Raw genomic sequence first — 17323 nt, 5'->3', positions numbered from 1 at the left:
CGGCTGTGAAATAAAACCTGAAAATAGTCATTGTTCATACAGTAGGATATAATGGAGGAAAGATAGAGACCGCTGCAGGAAAAGAGGCGGCCTAAAGGCGGTGATGATAATCGAACTATCGGACCGGCAGGAGTATATTCTGAATATCGTAAAAGAAAACGGACCCATCACCGGGGAGCACATTGCTGAAAAACTATCGTTAACCCGCGCTACGCTGCGTCCGGACCTTGCCATTTTAACGATGGCCGGATTTTTGGATGCCCGTCCCCGGGTGGGTTATTTTTTCACCGGTAAAACAGGCTCCCAGTTGTTGACAGAAAAAGTGAAAAAATTGACGGTTCAGGATTACCAATCCATTCCAGTGGTCGTCAATGAATCCCATTCTGTCTATGATGCGATCTGTACGATGTTCCTGGAAGACGTCGGAACTTTGTTTGTCGTAAACAGCAGGGCTTGTCTAGTCGGGGTCCTTTCCCGGAAAGATTTGCTCAGAGCAAGCATCGGCAAACAGGATCTGGAAGCAATGCCTGTGAGCATTATTATGTCCAGAATGCCGAATATCGAAATATGCCGAAAAGACGATCTGCTGATTGAAGTGGCGAACAAACTGATAGAAAAACAGATTGATGCGCTTCCGGTGGTTAAAGAAGTGGAGAATCAGCAGTATGAAGTGATTGGGAGAGTGACGAAAACGAACATGACAAAAGTGCTTGTCGATCTCTCCCACGATCGGATGGACTGACAGAAAATTTTTTGACGGCAAGGAGGATGGGGGATGGATTCGATCAACGGCCAGCGACCCATTGTATACGTTGTTTCCGATTCAGTCGGAGAAACGGCGGAACTGGTAGTCAAAGCGGCAGCAAGCCAGTTCGGAGAGCGCGGCATGGAAATCCGGAGAATACCGTATGTGGAAGACGAAGGAACCATTGAGGAAGTCATCGAGCTTGCGAAGGAAGTACATGCCATGATTGCCTACACCCTCGTTATCCCGGAAAAGAATAATTACCTGCTGAAACGGGCACAGGAAGAGGGAGTGGAGACCGTCGATATTATCGGTCCCATGCTGGAAAGAATGACGGCTGTCACTGGAATGAATCCAAAATACGAACCGGGCTTGGTCTACCGGTTAGATGAAGATTATTTCCGTAAAGTGGAAGCGATCGAATTTGCAGTGAAATATGATGACGGCCGGGATCCCGGCGGCATTTTACGGGCTGACATCGTCTTGATTGGTGTGTCGCGGACGTCCAAGACACCATTATCCCAGTATCTTGCCCATAAACGGCTGAAGGTCGCGAATGTCCCGCTCGTTCCGGAGGTGGAACCGCCGGAAGAGCTGTTTAACATTTCGTCGAAAAAATGCATCGGCCTCAGCATCAGCCCGGAGAAACTGAATGATATCCGGACGGAACGTCTGAAATCGCTCGGACTGAAAGCGGAAGCCAATTATGCCAAACGGGAACGGATTGAACAGGAACTGGCCCATTCGCGCAAGGTGATGGATCAGATCGGCTGTACAGTCATCGATGTATCCAGTAAAGCAGTGGAAGAAACAGCCAATTTAATTGCAAACATGTTTCAGAAAGGTTGAGTGTTCAAAACTGAAAAGCTGCTCTTTCCCGCGCAGCTTTTTTGTTTTGCGGGACATGTTTATGACACCGCCGGCAGAATATCTTCTGCTGAAAAGCAGGAATTTGTATAGAATTGTCGAAATAGAAAGGGTGGATCGTGAATAATTATTTATACAGATGCCGATGCCTGTCCAGTCAAACAGGAAATTGACTCGTTTGCTGCAGATCACGGCATTGTCTCGTATTTTGTTTTTACTCTGTCCCATGTTTCCAATCAAACGTACCACTCCACCCCTGTTGTTCTGGATAACGAAGCGGAAGCGGTGGATGTCTACATCTACAATCATGCCGGGGCGGGCGATATTGTAGTTACCGGAGATAACGGCCTTGCTGCCATGATGCTCGAAAAAGGTGCTGTACCTGTTTCCCCGCGGGGCAGGATTTTCCGGAAACAGGACACAGATGCACTGCTTACCGGCCGTCACGAAGGCATCAAGGCAAAACAGGGAAAAACGAAACTAAAAGGACCGCCTCCCATGAAAAAACCGGACCGTCTCCGGTTTGCAGAAGCTCTGAAAGAACTTTACGAGGCGGTAGAATGATCAGCTGGTAAAGCGGGGGATGAAGTGTTGGCAGCTTTCATACCGGAAGAAACCATTACAGAGATACAACAGTCCCTTGATATTGTCGATGTTGTCAGTGAACATCTGCAGCTGAAAAAACAGGGAAAGCATTACCTGGGCCTCTGTCCGTTTCACGGTGAAAAAACACCGTCTTTTTCCGTCTCTCCGGAAAAGCAGCTGTATCACTGTTTCGGGTGTGGAGCCGGCGGAAACGCCATAACGTTTGTCATGGAGATGGAAGGCGTTCCGTTTGTCGAAGCGGTGAACAAACTGGCGGATAAAACCGGTGTGGCCGTGCCGGATCTTGACTCTTCCGGCCCGAATGGGTCAGGGGATGCTGAATATTCGGCACATCATGAAGGTCACGAACTGGCGGCCAAATTTTATCACCATGTGTTAATGAACACGGAACAGGGTAAACAGGCTTATGATTACCTTACAGCACGGGGGATCACAGTAGAGATGATGGAAAGGTTCCAGCTCGGTTTCTCCCCGGATCAGCCGGAAGTACTGAAAGGTCTGCTTGATAAACGCGGATTTGACCTTGAGAAGATGGAAGAACACGGTCTTTTGTACCGTCAGGAATCCACCGGTGAACTGCGGGACCGGTTCCGGAACAGAATAATGTTTCCGATCCGCGACCTGCGCGGCAGAACGGCTGGATTCGGCGGAAGAACCCTCGGAGAGGCGGAACCTAAGTATTTAAACAGTGCGGACTCGGCGTTTTTTCATAAAAATGAACTACTCTACGGATTTGATATTGCAAGAAAAGCCATCCGTAAGGAGAATGCCGCTGTCCTTTTTGAAGGGTACGCAGATGTCATTGCCGCGAATAAAGCCGGCGTGGAAAACGGCATTGCGTCGCTTGGAACATCGCTTACAGATAGACAGGCCCAGATAATACGCCGAAACACCGAACGTATTATAATCTGCTACGATGGAGATAATGCGGGACAAGGAGCCGCCTGGAGGGCGGGAGAGGTTCTTGAAAAACAGGGGCTGCACGTGGAAGCGGCCATGCTTCCTGCCGAGACGGATCCGGATGATTACATTCAGATGTACGGCCCGGAACGTTTCCGCAAAGAAGTGATCGAAGCAGCTTTTCCTTTCATGAGTTTCAAAATACAGGCATTAAAGAAGGATAAAAATCTTCAGGACGAAGGAGAAAAGCTGCGCTATATCGAAGAAGTTTTAACAGAAATGACCGCCCTGCCGCGGGCTGTGGAACGCGATTTTTATCTGAGACAGCTGGCTGATGAATTTTCTCTTTCCCTGGATGCCCTGAAACAGGAACAGTACCGCATCTATAAAGAGCACGGCGGGAAAAAATACGCGGCAAGGCGAAGCGCCGGGCAGGAAGAAGGTAACAATAGACGTGGTGTTGATCACTATGCCGGTACCAGGCTGCTTCCGGCGTATCAAAACGCGGAACGCTATCTGCTCGCTCATATGATGAGGGACAGGGGCACATGCATGGAAGTACAGCAGAGGCTCGGGGGTGATTTCAACCTCGATCAGCACATCGCTCTTGCTGCCCATCTTTATGCCTATTACGCAGAACACAGGACGGCTGATCCAGGAGCATTTATCAATCATCTTGATGACCCTGAGCTGATAAAAGAAGCTTCCGACATTGCAATGCTTGACATTACAGACGACATGTCGGAAAATGAATTAGTTGACTATATGGACAAGATTAAAAATTACCCGAAATGGGTAGAAATAGAACAAATACAGCAAAAACAGAAAGAAGCTGAACGAAATCAGGACTTTGAACTTGCTGCCAGGCTTGGAAACGAAATTATTAACATGAATAAAGCCTTGAAAAAATAAACTCCTTAAAGTAAGATAGAGAGTTATTTTGGGTTATTACTGATGATTTGAACAAAATAAAAAATACGGTCAAGTGTGCAAAAGAGATACAGCGGTTTGAAGATTGGAAGGAGGGGATCGAGATGGCCGAGAAACCAACGCGTCCGCTCGCGGAAGGTGAAATGTCGATCGATCAAGTGAAAGAGCAGCTGCTCGAAACCGGTAAAAAACGGGGAGTGCTCTCATATGCTGAAATAACGGAAAAACTGGCACCATATGACCAGGATTCGGAACAAATGGACGAGTTTTTCGAATATCTCGGAGAACAGGGCATTGACCTGCTGAATGAGGGGGAGGAAGTCCCCAGCATGGAACAAGTGGAAAAAGAAGAAGAAGAACTGGATTTAAATGACTTGAGTGTGCCCCCGGGGATCAAAATCAATGATCCCGTTCGTATGTACCTGAAAGAAATCGGCCGGGTTCCACTCCTTTCCGCGCAGGAAGAGATCACGTACGCCAAACAGATTGAAGAAGGCGATGATGAAGCGAAGCGGCGGCTTGCCGAGGCAAACCTCCGTCTTGTCGTTTCCATCGCTAAACGCTACGTCGGACGCGGCATGCTTTTTCTGGACCTTATCCAGGAAGGGAATATGGGGCTCATTAAGGCTGTTGAAAAATTCGACTACGATAAAGGGTTTAAATTCAGTACGTATGCTACGTGGTGGATACGCCAGGCTATCACAAGGGCGATTGCCGACCAGGCGAGAACGATCCGCATTCCTGTTCATATGGTGGAAACGATCAATAAACTGATCAGGGTTCAGCGCCAGCTTCTTCAGGATCTCGGCCGGGAACCGACACCGGAGGAGGTTTCCAAGGAAATGGACCTGACACCGGATAAGGTAAGGGAAATACTGAAAATCGCCCAGGAGCCGGTATCCCTGGAAACTCCGATCGGCGAGGAAGACGATTCCCACCTTGGAGATTTTATTGAAGATCAGGAAGCCACAGCACCATCTGATGCAGCTGCTTATGAACTGCTGAAAGAACAGCTGGAGGATGTGCTGGATACGTTAACGGACAGAGAAGAAAATGTGCTTCGTCTGCGTTTTGGTCTCGATGACGGCAGAACCCGCACGCTTGAAGAGGTAGGTAAAGTATTCGGCGTGACCAGAGAACGGATCCGTCAAATTGAAGCAAAAGCGCTGCGGAAGCTTCGTCATCCAAGCCGCAGCAAACGTCTGAAAGACTTTCTGGACTAATAGGAAGAGCATATGATTGTCTCTACCGCCACAAAGAGGCAATCTTTTCCTGTTTTATGCAGAACGCTGCGGTTCCGGCTTCTGTAACCGGGCAGAGGAGAATTCGTATGGATGAAGATCGCAAGCACATAGTGATACAAGAAATAAAATACTGGAAGGCGAGCCAGCTGCTTCCGGATGAATACTGCAATTTCCTTCTCATGCTTTATTCAGAAGGGGAGGAAGCGGAAGAGATTCAGGATGAAGCTCCCGCCGCCGCTTCCTCCACCTCCCTGGATAAACGATTAATAGCGATGCTGATTGCGTCGGTTGCCGCTGTAGCTTTAACATTTATTGTAATTTATTTTACTTCTTTTTCCCTGCTATTGCAAACGCTGTCGCACCTGATACTTGCTGGGGCGGTATTTGGGATGGCTTTTTTTGCAAGAAAACAGGACAGTGTGCTGTTTCATCTCCTCTTATCTGCAGGTGCTGTCATCCTGTTTACAGGAAGTACGACAAGTGTCATGCGTTTTGAAGAAAACAATATACTGCTTTATTTGACGATTCTCCTGAATTGTTCGGTCTGGTTGATGGCTGGTTTTTACTGGCGTCTTCCGTACCTGATATGGGCAGGAGGAGCTGGAATTCTTCTATCCGCCCTATTTGCTATTGCCGGTTAAAGGAATGGATATTTGAACACGATGTGACAAAAACTATAAATGTATGCGCGGAGGCTTTTCTTGCTGCGGATAATAAAGTAAAATGATAAATAATGCATCCATATGATTACATCCAAGTACATAGGCTAAAGGGGGAAAAGTCATGAAAGGCAAACCTCTCATTCCATTTTTCCTGATCGCGGTTGCCGGTCTTCTGCTGACCCTGGGGCTCTCTCTTGTCGGAGTCAACCAGCAGGCGGGTGACGGAGAAGAAGGAGGAGAACAGGACCCGGTGGCACGCGGAGAAGAAGTGGTGAATGAAAACTGTATTTCCTGTCACGGGGAGAACCTTGAAGGAGGAAGCGGTCCTGCATTGACCGATGTCGGAAATAAACTGTCGGCCGAAGAAATTGCCGATATCGCGCAGAACGGCAAAGGAGATATGCCGAGCGGCATCGCAACAGCGGAAGAAGCCCAGGCCGTTGCGGAATACTTAATGTCACTGTCAGAAGAATAAAGAAGGAGGACGTGCGTTCCTCCTTCTTTTGATATAAAAGAGAGGAAATACGTAAAACCATGAATCACGAAATACTATCAGAGAGGCTTCGTACCGTTGCGGAAAAAATCCCTGCGGGTTCTGTTATTGCCGATATCGGTACGGACCATGGAGCCATACCTATCTATGCCGTGAAACATAACCTGGCGCCGCATGCCGTCGCATCTGACGTGAATACCGGGCCGCTGGCAGCTGCGCAAACGAATGTAGAAAAAGAGCAGCTGGAGCACCGAATACACATTAGGTCCGGTAACGGACTGCACGTACTACGGGAAGAAGACAATGTTGACACTGTTATCATTTCGGGGATGGGGGGATCCTTGATCACGTCCATTCTGGAAGACGGGAAAGCCTGGACGGAAGGTCTCCGATGTTTGATTCTTCAGCCGAACCTGGGAGCCGTAGAAATCCGGCGTTGGTTCATAAACAATAACTGGGTCCTGAAATCTGAAGATATCCTCGAAGAAAATAATAAAATATACGAAATTCTAACGGCTGTTCCCGGCGATCCGCATCTGCCTTACAGCAGCTCCCTCGATGCCAAAGAGGCAGAGCTTTTATTCGGCCCTTTTTTAATGAGACAGAAAAAAAGTGTTTTTATAAAAAAATGGATGCGGGAAAAAGAAGAATGGAAGAGGGTTCTTGAACAGTTGACAAAGGCGGAACATCCTGACCAGGTAAGGGGAAAAAAGCAGGAACTGATGAGAAAAATCCAATTGGCAGAGGAGGTACTCCACTGTGAAACAAGCTGACGGAAAGAATATTGTACGGGTCTTTGAACAATGGTCCCCCCGTTCTTATGCTGTAGATGGAGATAATGTCGGATTGATGGTCGGAACGCTGAACAAACCGGTACAGCGGGTGATGACGACTCTGGATGTTTCAGACGAGGTAGTGGAGGAAGCAGCCGATAAAAACATTGATCTGATTATTGCCCACCACCCCCTTATTTTTAAGCCATTGTCATCAATCGAGACCTCCGGGGGCAAAGGATCCATTATTGAAAAGTGTATCAAAAATGATATCACGGTTTATGCAGCTCATACGAATCTGGACATTGCAGACGGGGGCGTCAATGATATGCTCACAAAGGCTCTCGGGTTGGAAGAAACAGAAGTGCTCGTTCCGATGTTTGACATTCCATTGAAGAAACTGACTGCCTTTGTGCCGGAAGATCATGTTGAAACAGTCCGGTCCGCTCTTGGGAATGCAGGGGCCGGACACATCGGGGATTACAGCCACTGTACCTTTGCCACAGAGGGGACAGGGACGTTTATCCCGGGCAACAACACGGATCCGTACCTTGGAACACAGGGGAAAATGGAGTTTGCGGCGGAAAAACGAATGGAAACGGTGGTACCGGAAACGATTATGCCGCAGGTTATCGAGGCGCTGGAGGAAGCCCATCCTTATGAAGAACCTGCCTACGATATTTATCCACTCGATCTTGAGGGAGAGGTCATGGGCCTCGGCAGAACAGGGTATCTGCGCGAACCGCTCTCTTATGACGCGTTTATCCAGCACGTAAAGGATTCCCTGGGTGTTAAGAACCTCCGGACAGCAGGACGCGAACCGACAGAAGTGCGCAAAGTTGCCGTGCTTGGTGGAGACGGTAATAAATACTGGAAGAACGCACTGCACAGCGGCGCCGATGTGTACATTACCGGAGATCTTTATTTCCATACCGCTCAGGATGCGGCCATGGAGGGGCTGAACACAATAGATCCTGGACACCATATCGAACAGATTATGAAAGAGGGCGTCAGACGGAAAATGGAAAGCCTGATCGACCTCTCAGCGTACGATATCACATTTTACGCCTCCACCATCTCCACCGAACCATTTACATTCCGCTGAAAAAAGACAAAGACCGGTTTTCCATAAAGAGAACCGGTCTTTGTCTTTATTTCGCTTTGCTTTTTACTTTAGGGAGGATTCTTGATGTTTCCACTTTATTTTCGGTATTCCAGGTGGATGGGTCGTTTTCGTCGTACTGCTTCAGAAAATCGATAACTTCTTTGGTGATCGGTGTCGGCGTCGATGCGCCGGCGGTTACAGCAATCTTCTCAATTCCCTGCAGCCACGCGAGATTAAGCTCGGTAATATCGGCAATCCGACGTGCAGGTGTGCCTGCGTTACTCTCGGAAACCTGGGCGAGCCGGTTCGAGTTATTACTTTTAGGGTCGCCGACAACAAGCATCAGATCAGCATCTCCGGCCTGTTCCGAGACAGCTTCCTGACGCACCTGGGTGGCCTTGCAGATTTCATTGTTAATTTCAGCGGTTGGAAAACGTTCCAACGCTGCGTTCATGATATCAGAAACATCCCACTGGCTCATGGTCGTCTGATTGGTGATGGTGATATTTTCAGTCGGAATCTCAAGTTCCTCGATATCCTCCTTGGTTTCCACCAGATGAACGATATCAGGACCCATGCCTACTGCACCTTCCGGCTCGGGATGACCTTTTTTCCCAATGTAAATGACATGATAACCTGCTTCTCTATTGCTGCTTATTAATTCATGGGTTCGGGTTACATCCGGGCAGGTTGCGTCCACGGTAGTAAGTCCTTTTTCTTCTGCGAGTTCGCGGACTTCCGGGGAGACGCCGTGAGCAGTGAAAATGACGGTACCTTGTTCCACCTCTCTCAGTATTTCAAGACGGTTGGGCCCGTCCAGAGAGATGATACCTTCCTCATCAAACGCTTCTGTCACATGTGTATTATGAACGATCATTCCCAGTATATAAATGGGGCGCGGCAGGTCTACACTTTGGGCAGCCTGTTTTGCGATAACCATTGCATCCACTACACCGTAGCAGTATCCTCGCGGGGCAATCTTAATTACTTCCATAACAGCCTCCTCTGAAACTGAATCAAATAGATCAATGTCATCTGTGAAAACAGACGCCTGCATCACCGTCTCACTTCTGGTGAAATGCTATGATTATTATACTATCTGTGCTGCCAAATGTAAAAGAAGAGCGGATGTTTCGTCTTTTACACATAAAGTTTCGGCGGCGGTGTTTCCCACGTTTCATCATCCACATCCTCTGAGTAATCATGGACACCAGTTGTCTGAACCGGACCGGAAGCCGGTGCGGCCGAAAGCAGTTTCAAAAATGTCGGAAGCTGGCGGACGATCGGATAATACTGCTTCACGTAGGGAGCTGCGGTTTGGGCGAAACGAAGCACCTGCTGCAGTTGAGGAAGAAATTGCTGCAAAGCCGGCATCCGCTGTGGATCGTTTGGAAACAGAAACGAGGGGATGCCTGTATGCTGGTAATGAAATGGCGGGGGAGGCGGTTCAGGTGGACCGAATGGGACCGGCACACGGGGATGGTCATAATAAAAATCAGGCATTTGTTTCATCCTTTCTACTGATCATGATGGTGACAGCTGTGTTTTTGCCCTGTTTATGATAAAATATGAGAGCATTGAAACTGTTGTGCAGAAACAAGGTTACTTTTACTTTTGTTTTATCAGGGAAGGCGGGTAGACATGAAAGGTTTTCAGAGGTTTGATCTTCCTCCTTTTTTACTGGAGGCTCTGGAGGAACAGGATATCCATCAGCCGGCTGATATTCAGGAAAGACTGATACCGGCTGTTTTGAATAAACGGGATGTGATTGGACAGTCCCAGACCGGAACGGGAAAGACACTGGCTTTTCTGCTGCCGATTGCCACGCGGATTGATCCGGATAAACAGCATGTGCAGGCTGTGATTACAGCCCCTACAAGGGAACTTGCCTCGCAGATCCACCAGGAACTGCAGAAACTGTTGCAGCACGGCAGCGGACAACATATTACAGCCAAATCCCTTATCGGCGGAACCGACCGGCAGAAAACGGTAGAAAAATTTCAGAAGCCGCCCCATATCGTGACAGCAACACCGGGCCGTCTGAAAGACATGACAGACAACGGTATTGTCGATGTGAGCAGGGCGGAAATGCTTGTCGTAGATGAAGCAGATCAGATGCTGGACATGGGTTTTATCGAAGAGATTGATCCGGTGGCGGCTAAAATGCCCGACGATTTGCAGATGTTGGTGTTTTCAGCGACGATTCCCGAACAGCTGCAGCCGTTTCTGCGCAAATATATGGACAACCCGCGGCATGTACATGTACGCCCCGAAGAAGCATCGCCGGCAGACATTGATCACTACTTCATTCCGCTGAGAAATCGCAGCCGGACCGAGGTCACCGTACAGCTGGCGGTGAGGCTCCAACCTTACTTTGCGATCATTTTTACTTCCACGAAAGAAGAAGCTGATGAAATGGCGGAAAGAATGAGTATGGAAGGAATAGATGCGGATACACTGCACGGAGATATCAGCCCCCGCCGCCGGAAACAGGTGATGCGGGACATTGATAAACTGGATATCCAGTATCTGATCGCAACAGACCTGGCAGCCAGAGGAATGGATATTGAAGGAGTCTCTCATATCATTAACCATTCCCTGCCGAAAGAACTCGGTTACTATGTACACCGGGCCGGCCGTACCGGCCGCGCCGGGGCGGACGGTGAGGTATATACGCTTGTTGATGAACAAAAGGAATATCCCCGGGTGGCTAAACTCCAGGAGCAGGGTATCCGGTGTCGGTTTATTGATTTCAAAAAAGAAGAATTCAAGCCGCTGGATAACCCGCTTATTCAGGACAAACGACAAAACCGACGATCCCAGGAACCTGCCGGAAACCAAAGGAAGAAGCCTAAAAAGGTAAAACCCGGATATAAAAAGAAAGCGGCGCAGCAGTCACCGGGAAAAGGGAAAAAGAACCGCAGAAAATAAGGAGGAGATAACGGTGTTAATAGGATCCCACGTATCCATGAACGGAAAAAAAATGCTCCTTGGCTCAAGTGAAGAAGCATCATCCTACAATGCTACAGCCATGATGATTTATACCGGAGCACCGCAGAATACACGCAGAAAAGCAATTGAAGATCTGAACATTGAAGAAGGCAGGAAACATATGAAAGAAAACGGCATAGAAGAAGTGGTGGTGCATGCTCCCTACATTATAAATATCGCCAATACGACGAAACCGGAAACCTTTCAGCTGGGTGTGGATTTCTTACGTTCTGAAGTGGAGCGGACTGAAGCAATAGGTGCGCGCCAGATTGTACTGCATCCCGGATCTCATGTAGGAGAGGGAACGGATAAGGGGATAACAAAGATCATTGAAGGACTGAATGAAGTTATTGACCCTTCACAGGATGTTCAGATTGCTCTGGAAACCATGGCCGGTAAAGGCTCCGAATGCGGGCGCACCTTTGAAGAACTGGCTGCCATTATGGACGGCGTGACCCATAATGATAAATTGTCCGTCTGTTTTGATACATGTCACACCCATGATGCCGGATATGATATTATCAACGATTTTGACGGTGTACTGACGAATTTTGACAAAACAATCGGACTGGACCGTCTCAAAGTACTTCATGTCAATGACAGTAAAAATGAAAGAGGAGCGGCAAAGGACCGGCATGAGAACATTGGTTTTGGTTATATCGGTTTTGAAGCGTTAAAAGAAATCGTTCACCATTCCGAAATGGAAAATGTCCCCAAAATACTGGAAACGCCATATGTTGGGACAGACAAGAAAAATAAGAAGCCCCCTTACAAGCATGAAATAGAAATGCTGCACACAAAAGAATTTAATGACAACATGAAAGAAGAACTGATGTCATGATTTAGACAGAGCTGTCTCAAAGACGGCTCTTTTTTTGTTCAAAGCCGAATGGTGTCTGATTATTCCATGTACTGGTAATAAAGCTGTTTGAGCCCCTTCATTGTTTCCGGGGAAACCCCTTTTTCAACTGCATCAAACAAAACTTGATGGGAAGCTTTATCATTAAGACTCCAGGAATAACTCCGCACAACATGGAGGATATGGGACGCTTCCTCCAATGTGATCGGAATACCGAATACACGTCCGTAATATAGGAGATCTTCCGGCTGCATTTCGGCTATTTTAACTTTGATCCACTGTTCTTTGAAAGGATTCATAGTCCACGCTCCTTATGCATAAAATCTGATACAGAAAGTCATTCCGTTACTTTCATTCATGGACAGGCAGGAGGTCAGAAAAGCAGACACTACAAAATCTGTAACAGACCGGAATGCCATCTTCCCTTTATCTCTATGCAGGGAGTATAGAAACGTACCGAAAAAAGAATCCAAAAAATGTAGTAATTTTTGAAAATTTTAGTATAATTGAAAACAGAGTTGAAAATGATATGATAGTCTTATAGAGATTACATGCTGATCTGGGCTTGGTTTAATCAAGGAGGGGTAACATGTATCAATCGCTGCGAACTGTCGGGATATGTGATTTTCAGGAAGAATTCAAGAAACTTAAATCGGATGTGATGGAACTTCTATTATCAGAAGAAGGTTTGATTGTATCTGTCAATGAAACAGCCGGCGCGTTTTTTGCGGAGCAGGATTCTTTTTTTCATTATGTACCTTCTGAGCGAAAACACCAGGCCGAATGTTTTCTCGAAACCATCAAGTCCCGGGGAGCATGCGCGACAGGGAAAATATGTCACCGATTTCAGACGGACAACCAGTACATTCAATACAATGGTATGTGGACGGGGCATTACATTCTGTTGAGCGGTCAAAAACCGGCAGGAAACAGATTTTCGATCGAAACATCGGAACTGCTGCAGCAGTTTGAACACGCCGGTGCTGTTATTAATCGGGACATGAACATGGAAATGTATAATGAAGCTTTTCAGATGTATATGAATGCTGGTGCTTCGGTGGAGACAGGACCTGTAAGAAACAGTATCTACACATTACTGGAAGGAGCGGCGGGGCTGGATGTGGTGCCGAGGCTGATTGAAGAAGTGCTGGAAAAACAGAAAACACTGGAACTGGAAGTGAAAAATGAGCAGGCTGAAAAGTGGCTTTATCTGAAAGGCATATACTTATCCGAAACGGATTGTGTGTTACTTATGATTTACGATCTTACGTATGAAAAGAAGTACCATCATCTTCTTACGTATCAGGATCAGATGGAATCCGTTTCTTACCTCTCGGCCGGAGTTGCGCATGAACTCCGTAATCCGTTATCTGTCATTAAAGGATTTCTGCAGTTGTCATCCTTGACGGAGAGTTTTTACAAATATTCCGATACGATTCTGTCAGAAGTGGAACGAATGAATGAGATTATAGATAATTTTCTGTCTGTGGCCCGTAAAAAAGTGAAAAAAGAAATGAAACTTCCGGACGATCTGCTTGAAAGTGTTATTGATATTATGCGGTCGGAATGTCTGATGCAGGGAGTGCATTTTCGGTATGACGTTGAACCGGCGGAAGGATACATCGAAGTCAACGAGTCATCTTTTAAACAGATTATATTGAATGCGCTTCGAAATTCCATGGATGCTTTTCCGAAAGGAAGGAAACAAAACGAATTTTCATTAAACAGTTTTGCAGAGAACGGATGCTTAATCATTCAACTGAGAGATAACGGCCGCGGCATCCCGAAAGATATTCTCGAAAATCTGGGGAAACCTTTTTTCACTACGAAAGACAAAGGAACAGGTGTAGGGATTCCGCTGTGCAAGAAAATCATGGAAGAACACAACGGTACGTTTCATATTGATAGCGAGGCGGGAGAAGGCACAAAAATCCATCTGTCGTTCCCACTCTATCATAAGGAATAATGAAGGGGGCTGTATCAAAAGATACGGCTCTTTTTTACGACACAATATATAGTACAAGCATTCTCTCCGGAAAGGCTATTATGGAAAATATTTAAAAATAGGGGTGTGTTTTTTTTGACGGTGTATTGGTGGTGTGTTAAAAACATGAATCGTGGATTATTTTATGATCCCATTAATATGTTTCGGTTTGATAACCGAAGGGTATTGCGTAAATCGTTGGTTAGACAGAGCTTTAAATAGAACGGAGGTGAGTCGTATTGAAACTCATGACAATAAAATGGACAGCCTTTCTGATTCCTGTGGTTCTCTTGGCGGCTGGGTTTAATCAATCCCACATGAATGAACTGGAAGGGAAAAGCAAGGAGCTTGAAAAAGCACAGGCGCTGGAAGAGAAAGCAGACTTCCTGGAAAACTCCGAGGAAGTTTCATGGGATGCCGGGTATCATGAATGGAATGATGCAAGGCAGACAGCAGAAATATTGAAAGAAGAAAGCGGCGGAGACTTTCAAATTGATTGGGGCACTTATATGGTTTATCAGGCTGAAAAGAAAGACATCCGTCCCGCCCTTGTATATGAACTACTGAAGGTGGAAACCGGCGGCACCTTTAATCCGGATTTAACGGGACCGCCGACAAAATATGGACATGCTTACGGTATGGCGCAGTTTATGAAAAATACCGGCCCGTGGATCGCTGACATGGCAGGCCTGCCGTACAGCGATTCGATGCTGTTTGATCCTTTTTATTCTATTCAGCTTTCTATTGAATACCTTGATTACCTGCACGACAAGTACGGGAACTGGAATCAGGCACTAACTGCCTACCACCGCGGGGTAGGAGGACTGGAAATGTATGAAGAAGAGCACGGACATGCAGAAAGCTGGTATGCCGAAGAAATTCAGGAGAAAGCGGCAGTGCAGCAGAAAAGAATAGACAGGCAGGAAGAAGAATAACGCGTAAAAATCGTCCAGCGGCCGTATCCAGGCTGCCGGACGATTTTTTGTTTAAATATTCTATTGTTACTATTCATCCTGATGATCAATAAACCGGGCTGCGTGTTCAAACAGGGTAAGCTGGCTGTTTACGGGCTTGTCGTCTGCGGACCGTGTTACATAGCGGTATTTTCCTCCGGAATCCTGCACCCTGGCTTTTTGATTATCATTCAAGATAATGTCGAGCATCGTTTTCAGCCGCTCCTTTAATATGTCATCGAGTACCGGGAACATGATTTCGATCCGTTTTTCCATGTTCCGTGTCATCCAGTCTGCAGACGAAAGAAAATAAGACTCATGCCCGTTATGGTGAAAATAAAAAATGCGGCTGTGTTCAAGAAATCTGCCGACAATACTGCGGACACTGATGTTTTCACTAATGCCGGTTATACCGGGGCGGAGGCAGCAGATGCCGCGAACGATCAGATCAATGGTTACACCGGCACGGGAGGCCTCGTACAGCTTCAAAATAATCGGTTTATCGGTGAGAGAATTCATTTTGGCAATGATGCGGCCGCCCCCGTTTTTTTCATGAAAGGCAATCTCTTCGTCCATCAAGCGAAGCAGTTCCTCCCGGATTTCCACCGGGGAAGTGGAAATATGATTCCATTCCGGCTTACTCCGGTACCCGCTGAGGTAGTTAAAAAAGTTTGTAGCATCTTCCCCGACGTCTTCCCTGGAGGTCAGCCATCCCATGTCCGTGTACAATTTCGCGGTGGAATCATTGTAATTGCCGGTCCCCAAATGAACAAAACGTTCTATGCGGCCGCGGTACTGTCTGACGACGAGCGTGATTTTGCTGTGGGTTTTCAGCCCTGTTATCCCGTAAATGACATGAACTCCCGCTTTTTCAAGCTGTTTGGCCCAGTGAATATTGTTTTCTTCGTCAAATCGTGCTTTAAGTTCTACGAGAACCGTCACCTGTTTTCCGTTTTCTGCTGCTTCTGTGAGCGCATGAACAATCGGGGACTCCCCGCTGACCCGGTAGAGGGTCTGTTTGATCGCAAGAACATCGGGATCTTCCGCTGCAGCGGTAATAAAGTCAATAACCGGCTGAAAGGATTCATAAGGGTGATGAAGGAGAATATCCTTATGTTTCAGTGTATGAAAAATGTCGGTTTCCCCGAGCAGATCTTCGGGAGGCTGGGGAATCAGTGTCTCATAAACAAGATGCTCCCACTCCTGTGCCAGCTGACTGTACAGATGGAATAGAAATGTCAGATCAAGCGGCCCCTTCAACCGGTAAACATCGTTTGGATGGATTTCCAGTTCTTCGGTCAGGTAATTCAACATTCGTTCATCCATTAAGCCGATTTGATATTCAAACCGGACGGCAGCTCCCCACTTTCGTTTTTTCAATTCTTTTTCGATTTCTAAAAGGAGATCGCGGGCTCCTTCTTCGTGAATGGTGAGATCTGCGTTCCGGGTAATCCGGAACGGCGATACGGAGATGACTTTGTATCCGACGAACAGTTCTCCAATAAACTCGCTGATCACCTGTTCGAGCATGATGAACTGTTTACGGTTAGGGAAAGTGCCGGGCATTTCAATAAAACGATTCAATACAGAAGGTACCTGAACGATGGCAACTTGTTCCTGCTGCACCTGATTGGATTCCTGAAGCATCACGGCCAGGTTGATCGATTTATTCAATAGAATCGGGAACGGCCGGTACGCATCCACTGCCATCGGCGTGAGCACAGGAAAAATATATTCCTGAAAATAGTTCCGGATATAACTCAGCTGTCCGGTGCTTAATTCTTCCATCGTCAAAAATTCAATATGTTCCTGATGCAAGAGAGCCATTAACGTTTCCGTGAAAAAATTGTCCTGCAGGTGGATTAATTCCCGTGTTTTTTCGGTGATCTTTTTCAGCTGCTGTTTCGGTGTCATTCCTGCTTTATTTTCGGGTTTGTTGTATCCGGCATCCACTTGATCTTTCAACCCGGCCACCCGTACCATGAAGAATTCATCAAGGTTGGAGCTGAAAATAGCCGAAAATTTCAATCGTTCCAGAAGCGGGTTGGTTTCATCCAGCGCTTCTTCCAGCACTCTCTCGTTAAAAGCAAGCCAGCTCAGTTCGCGGTTATTGTAGTACTCGGGATTATTCAAATCCGGTTCAAACTGTTCGTCCGTTGTCATCGCTAGTTCACCTATCCTTACAGCACATCATTACGAGTTCATCGTAAC

General features: G+C 47.0%; 17 protein-coding genes. 13 read left to right on the top strand and 4 right to left on the bottom strand.

Translation table 11 applies throughout. The annotated features are described in order from the left end of the window. The first annotated feature begins 103 nt into the window (after positions 1 to 103). The 9 genes from ACW9JV_RS11025 to ACW9JV_RS10985 all read left to right on the top strand — a co-directional run bounded on the left by ACW9JV_RS11025 (position 104) and on the right by ACW9JV_RS10985 (position 8325). On the top strand, positions 104 to 742 hold the full coding sequence (locus ACW9JV_RS11025) for a helix-turn-helix transcriptional regulator (protein ID WP_457334723.1): 639 nt from the start codon (positions 104 to 106) through the stop codon (positions 740 to 742). 33 nt (positions 743 to 775) lie between these two features. Next, a complete protein-coding gene (locus tag ACW9JV_RS11020; RefSeq protein ID WP_457334187.1) occupies positions 776 to 1594 on the top strand; it encodes a pyruvate, water dikinase regulatory protein in 819 nt (272 codons plus the stop codon). A gap of 141 nt (positions 1595 to 1735) precedes the next feature. Continuing rightward, the gene (locus ACW9JV_RS11015) at positions 1736 to 2176 is read left to right on the top strand and encodes a DUF188 domain-containing protein (RefSeq protein WP_457334721.1); all 441 of its coding nucleotides are present in this window, start codon (positions 1736 to 1738) and stop codon (positions 2174 to 2176) included. Between the two features lie 27 nt (positions 2177 to 2203). Further along, a complete protein-coding gene (dnaG, locus tag ACW9JV_RS11010; RefSeq protein ID WP_457334185.1) occupies positions 2204 to 4030 on the top strand; it encodes a DNA primase in 1827 nt (608 codons plus the stop codon). A gap of 122 nt (positions 4031 to 4152) precedes the next feature. Further along, positions 4153 to 5271, top strand: coding sequence for an RNA polymerase sigma factor RpoD (gene rpoD, locus ACW9JV_RS11005; protein ID WP_026700327.1), 1119 nt, complete (start codon positions 4153 to 4155; stop codon positions 5269 to 5271). A 107-nt stretch (positions 5272 to 5378) separates the two neighbouring features. Next, positions 5379 to 5933, top strand: coding sequence for a hypothetical protein (locus ACW9JV_RS11000; protein WP_457334183.1), 555 nt, complete (start codon positions 5379 to 5381; stop codon positions 5931 to 5933). 142 nt (positions 5934 to 6075) lie between these two features. After that, a complete protein-coding gene (gene cccA, locus ACW9JV_RS10995; protein WP_457334181.1) occupies positions 6076 to 6429 on the top strand; it encodes a cytochrome c550 in 354 nt (117 codons plus the stop codon). 59 nt (positions 6430 to 6488) lie between these two features. Continuing rightward, on the top strand, positions 6489 to 7220 hold the full coding sequence (locus tag ACW9JV_RS10990) for a tRNA (adenine(22)-N(1))-methyltransferase (protein ID WP_457334179.1): 732 nt from the start codon (positions 6489 to 6491) through the stop codon (positions 7218 to 7220). Next, positions 7207 to 8325 carry a Nif3-like dinuclear metal center hexameric protein gene (locus tag ACW9JV_RS10985; RefSeq protein ID WP_457334177.1) on the top strand — a complete coding sequence of 373 codons (1119 nt, stop codon included), beginning with the start codon at positions 7207 to 7209 and terminating at the stop codon, positions 8323 to 8325. Before ACW9JV_RS10990 ends, ACW9JV_RS10985 begins: the two co-directional genes overlap by 14 nt. Before the next feature lie 46 nt (positions 8326 to 8371). Here ACW9JV_RS10985 and ACW9JV_RS10980 read toward each other — a convergent pair whose 3' ends face one another. Together ACW9JV_RS10980 and vrrA are read right to left on the bottom strand one after the other, a co-directional pair. Beyond that, on the bottom strand, positions 8372 to 9319 hold the full coding sequence (locus ACW9JV_RS10980; protein WP_457334175.1) for a 4-hydroxy-3-methylbut-2-enyl diphosphate reductase: 948 nt from the start codon (positions 9317 to 9319) through the stop codon (positions 8372 to 8374). A 146-nt stretch (positions 9320 to 9465) separates the two neighbouring features. Beyond that, positions 9466 to 9828 (bottom strand): VrrA/YqfQ family protein, encoded by a 363-nt coding sequence (gene vrrA, locus ACW9JV_RS10975; protein WP_457334173.1) that lies wholly within the window; start codon positions 9826 to 9828, stop codon positions 9466 to 9468. A 138-nt stretch (positions 9829 to 9966) separates the two neighbouring features. Between vrrA and ACW9JV_RS10970 the strand changes: the two genes are divergently transcribed. Both ACW9JV_RS10970 and ACW9JV_RS10965 read left to right on the top strand, forming a co-directional pair. After that, on the top strand, positions 9967 to 11256 hold the full coding sequence (locus ACW9JV_RS10970; RefSeq protein ID WP_457334171.1) for a DEAD/DEAH box helicase: 1290 nt from the start codon (positions 9967 to 9969) through the stop codon (positions 11254 to 11256). Between the two features lie 13 nt (positions 11257 to 11269). Then, positions 11270 to 12157, top strand: coding sequence for a deoxyribonuclease IV (locus ACW9JV_RS10965; RefSeq protein WP_457334169.1), 888 nt, complete (start codon positions 11270 to 11272; stop codon positions 12155 to 12157). Between the two features lie 59 nt (positions 12158 to 12216). On the opposite strand, the gene ACW9JV_RS10960 is transcribed toward ACW9JV_RS10965, so the two are convergent. Further along, entirely contained in the window at positions 12217 to 12474 is a 258-nt protein-coding gene (locus tag ACW9JV_RS10960) for a DUF2624 family protein (RefSeq protein WP_457334168.1), read from the bottom strand. A gap of 290 nt (positions 12475 to 12764) precedes the next feature. Between ACW9JV_RS10960 and ACW9JV_RS10955 the strand changes: the two genes are divergently transcribed. After that, complete coding sequence (locus tag ACW9JV_RS10955; RefSeq protein ID WP_457334166.1) at positions 12765 to 14141, top strand: two-component system sensor histidine kinase NtrB; 1377 nt, start codon at positions 12765 to 12767, stop codon at positions 14139 to 14141. A gap of 266 nt (positions 14142 to 14407) precedes the next feature. Beyond that, the gene (locus ACW9JV_RS10950; protein ID WP_457334719.1) at positions 14408 to 15094 is read left to right on the top strand and encodes a lytic transglycosylase domain-containing protein; all 687 of its coding nucleotides are present in this window, start codon (positions 14408 to 14410) and stop codon (positions 15092 to 15094) included. Positions 15095 to 15163: 69 nt separating this feature from the next. Here the strand turns inward: ACW9JV_RS10950 and ACW9JV_RS10945 are convergent, their stop codons facing one another. After that, positions 15164 to 17275, bottom strand: a complete 2112-nt coding sequence (locus ACW9JV_RS10945) for an RNA degradosome polyphosphate kinase (RefSeq protein ID WP_457334164.1) — start codon at positions 17273 to 17275, stop codon at positions 15164 to 15166. Positions 17276 to 17323: the final 48 nt, after the last annotated feature.

This window comes from Salibacterium sp. K-3, assembly GCF_054052005.1.
This window is presented reverse-complemented; position numbering and strand designations above follow the sequence as displayed.

What these genes read in the sequence shown, in the direction of transcription:
- ACW9JV_RS11025 (WP_457334723.1), top strand. Translation starts at nt 104, where the DNA reads ATGATAATCGAACTATCGGACCGGCAGGAGTATATTCTGAATATCGTA.
- ACW9JV_RS10945 (WP_457334164.1), bottom strand. Translation starts at nt 17,275, where the DNA reads ATGACAACGGACGAACAGTTTGAACCGGATTTGAATAATCCCGAGTAC.
- rpoD (WP_026700327.1), top strand. Translation starts at nt 4,153, where the DNA reads ATGGCCGAGAAACCAACGCGTCCGCTCGCGGAAGGTGAAATGTCGATC.
- ACW9JV_RS10980 (WP_457334175.1), bottom strand. Translation starts at nt 9,319, where the DNA reads ATGGAAGTAATTAAGATTGCCCCGCGAGGATACTGCTACGGTGTAGTG.
- ACW9JV_RS10990 (WP_457334179.1), top strand. Translation starts at nt 6,489, where the DNA reads ATGAATCACGAAATACTATCAGAGAGGCTTCGTACCGTTGCGGAAAAA.
- ACW9JV_RS10955 (WP_457334166.1), top strand. Translation starts at nt 12,765, where the DNA reads ATGTATCAATCGCTGCGAACTGTCGGGATATGTGATTTTCAGGAAGAA.
- ACW9JV_RS10950 (WP_457334719.1), top strand. Translation starts at nt 14,408, where the DNA reads ATGACAATAAAATGGACAGCCTTTCTGATTCCTGTGGTTCTCTTGGCG.
- ACW9JV_RS10960 (WP_457334168.1), bottom strand. Translation starts at nt 12,474, where the DNA reads ATGAATCCTTTCAAAGAACAGTGGATCAAAGTTAAAATAGCCGAAATG.
- ACW9JV_RS11000 (WP_457334183.1), top strand. Translation starts at nt 5,379, where the DNA reads ATGGATGAAGATCGCAAGCACATAGTGATACAAGAAATAAAATACTGG.
- ACW9JV_RS10970 (WP_457334171.1), top strand. Translation starts at nt 9,967, where the DNA reads ATGAAAGGTTTTCAGAGGTTTGATCTTCCTCCTTTTTTACTGGAGGCT.
- ACW9JV_RS11020 (WP_457334187.1), top strand. Translation starts at nt 776, where the DNA reads ATGGATTCGATCAACGGCCAGCGACCCATTGTATACGTTGTTTCCGAT.
- vrrA (WP_457334173.1), bottom strand. Translation starts at nt 9,828, where the DNA reads ATGCCTGATTTTTATTATGACCATCCCCGTGTGCCGGTCCCATTCGGT.
- cccA (WP_457334181.1), top strand. Translation starts at nt 6,076, where the DNA reads ATGAAAGGCAAACCTCTCATTCCATTTTTCCTGATCGCGGTTGCCGGT.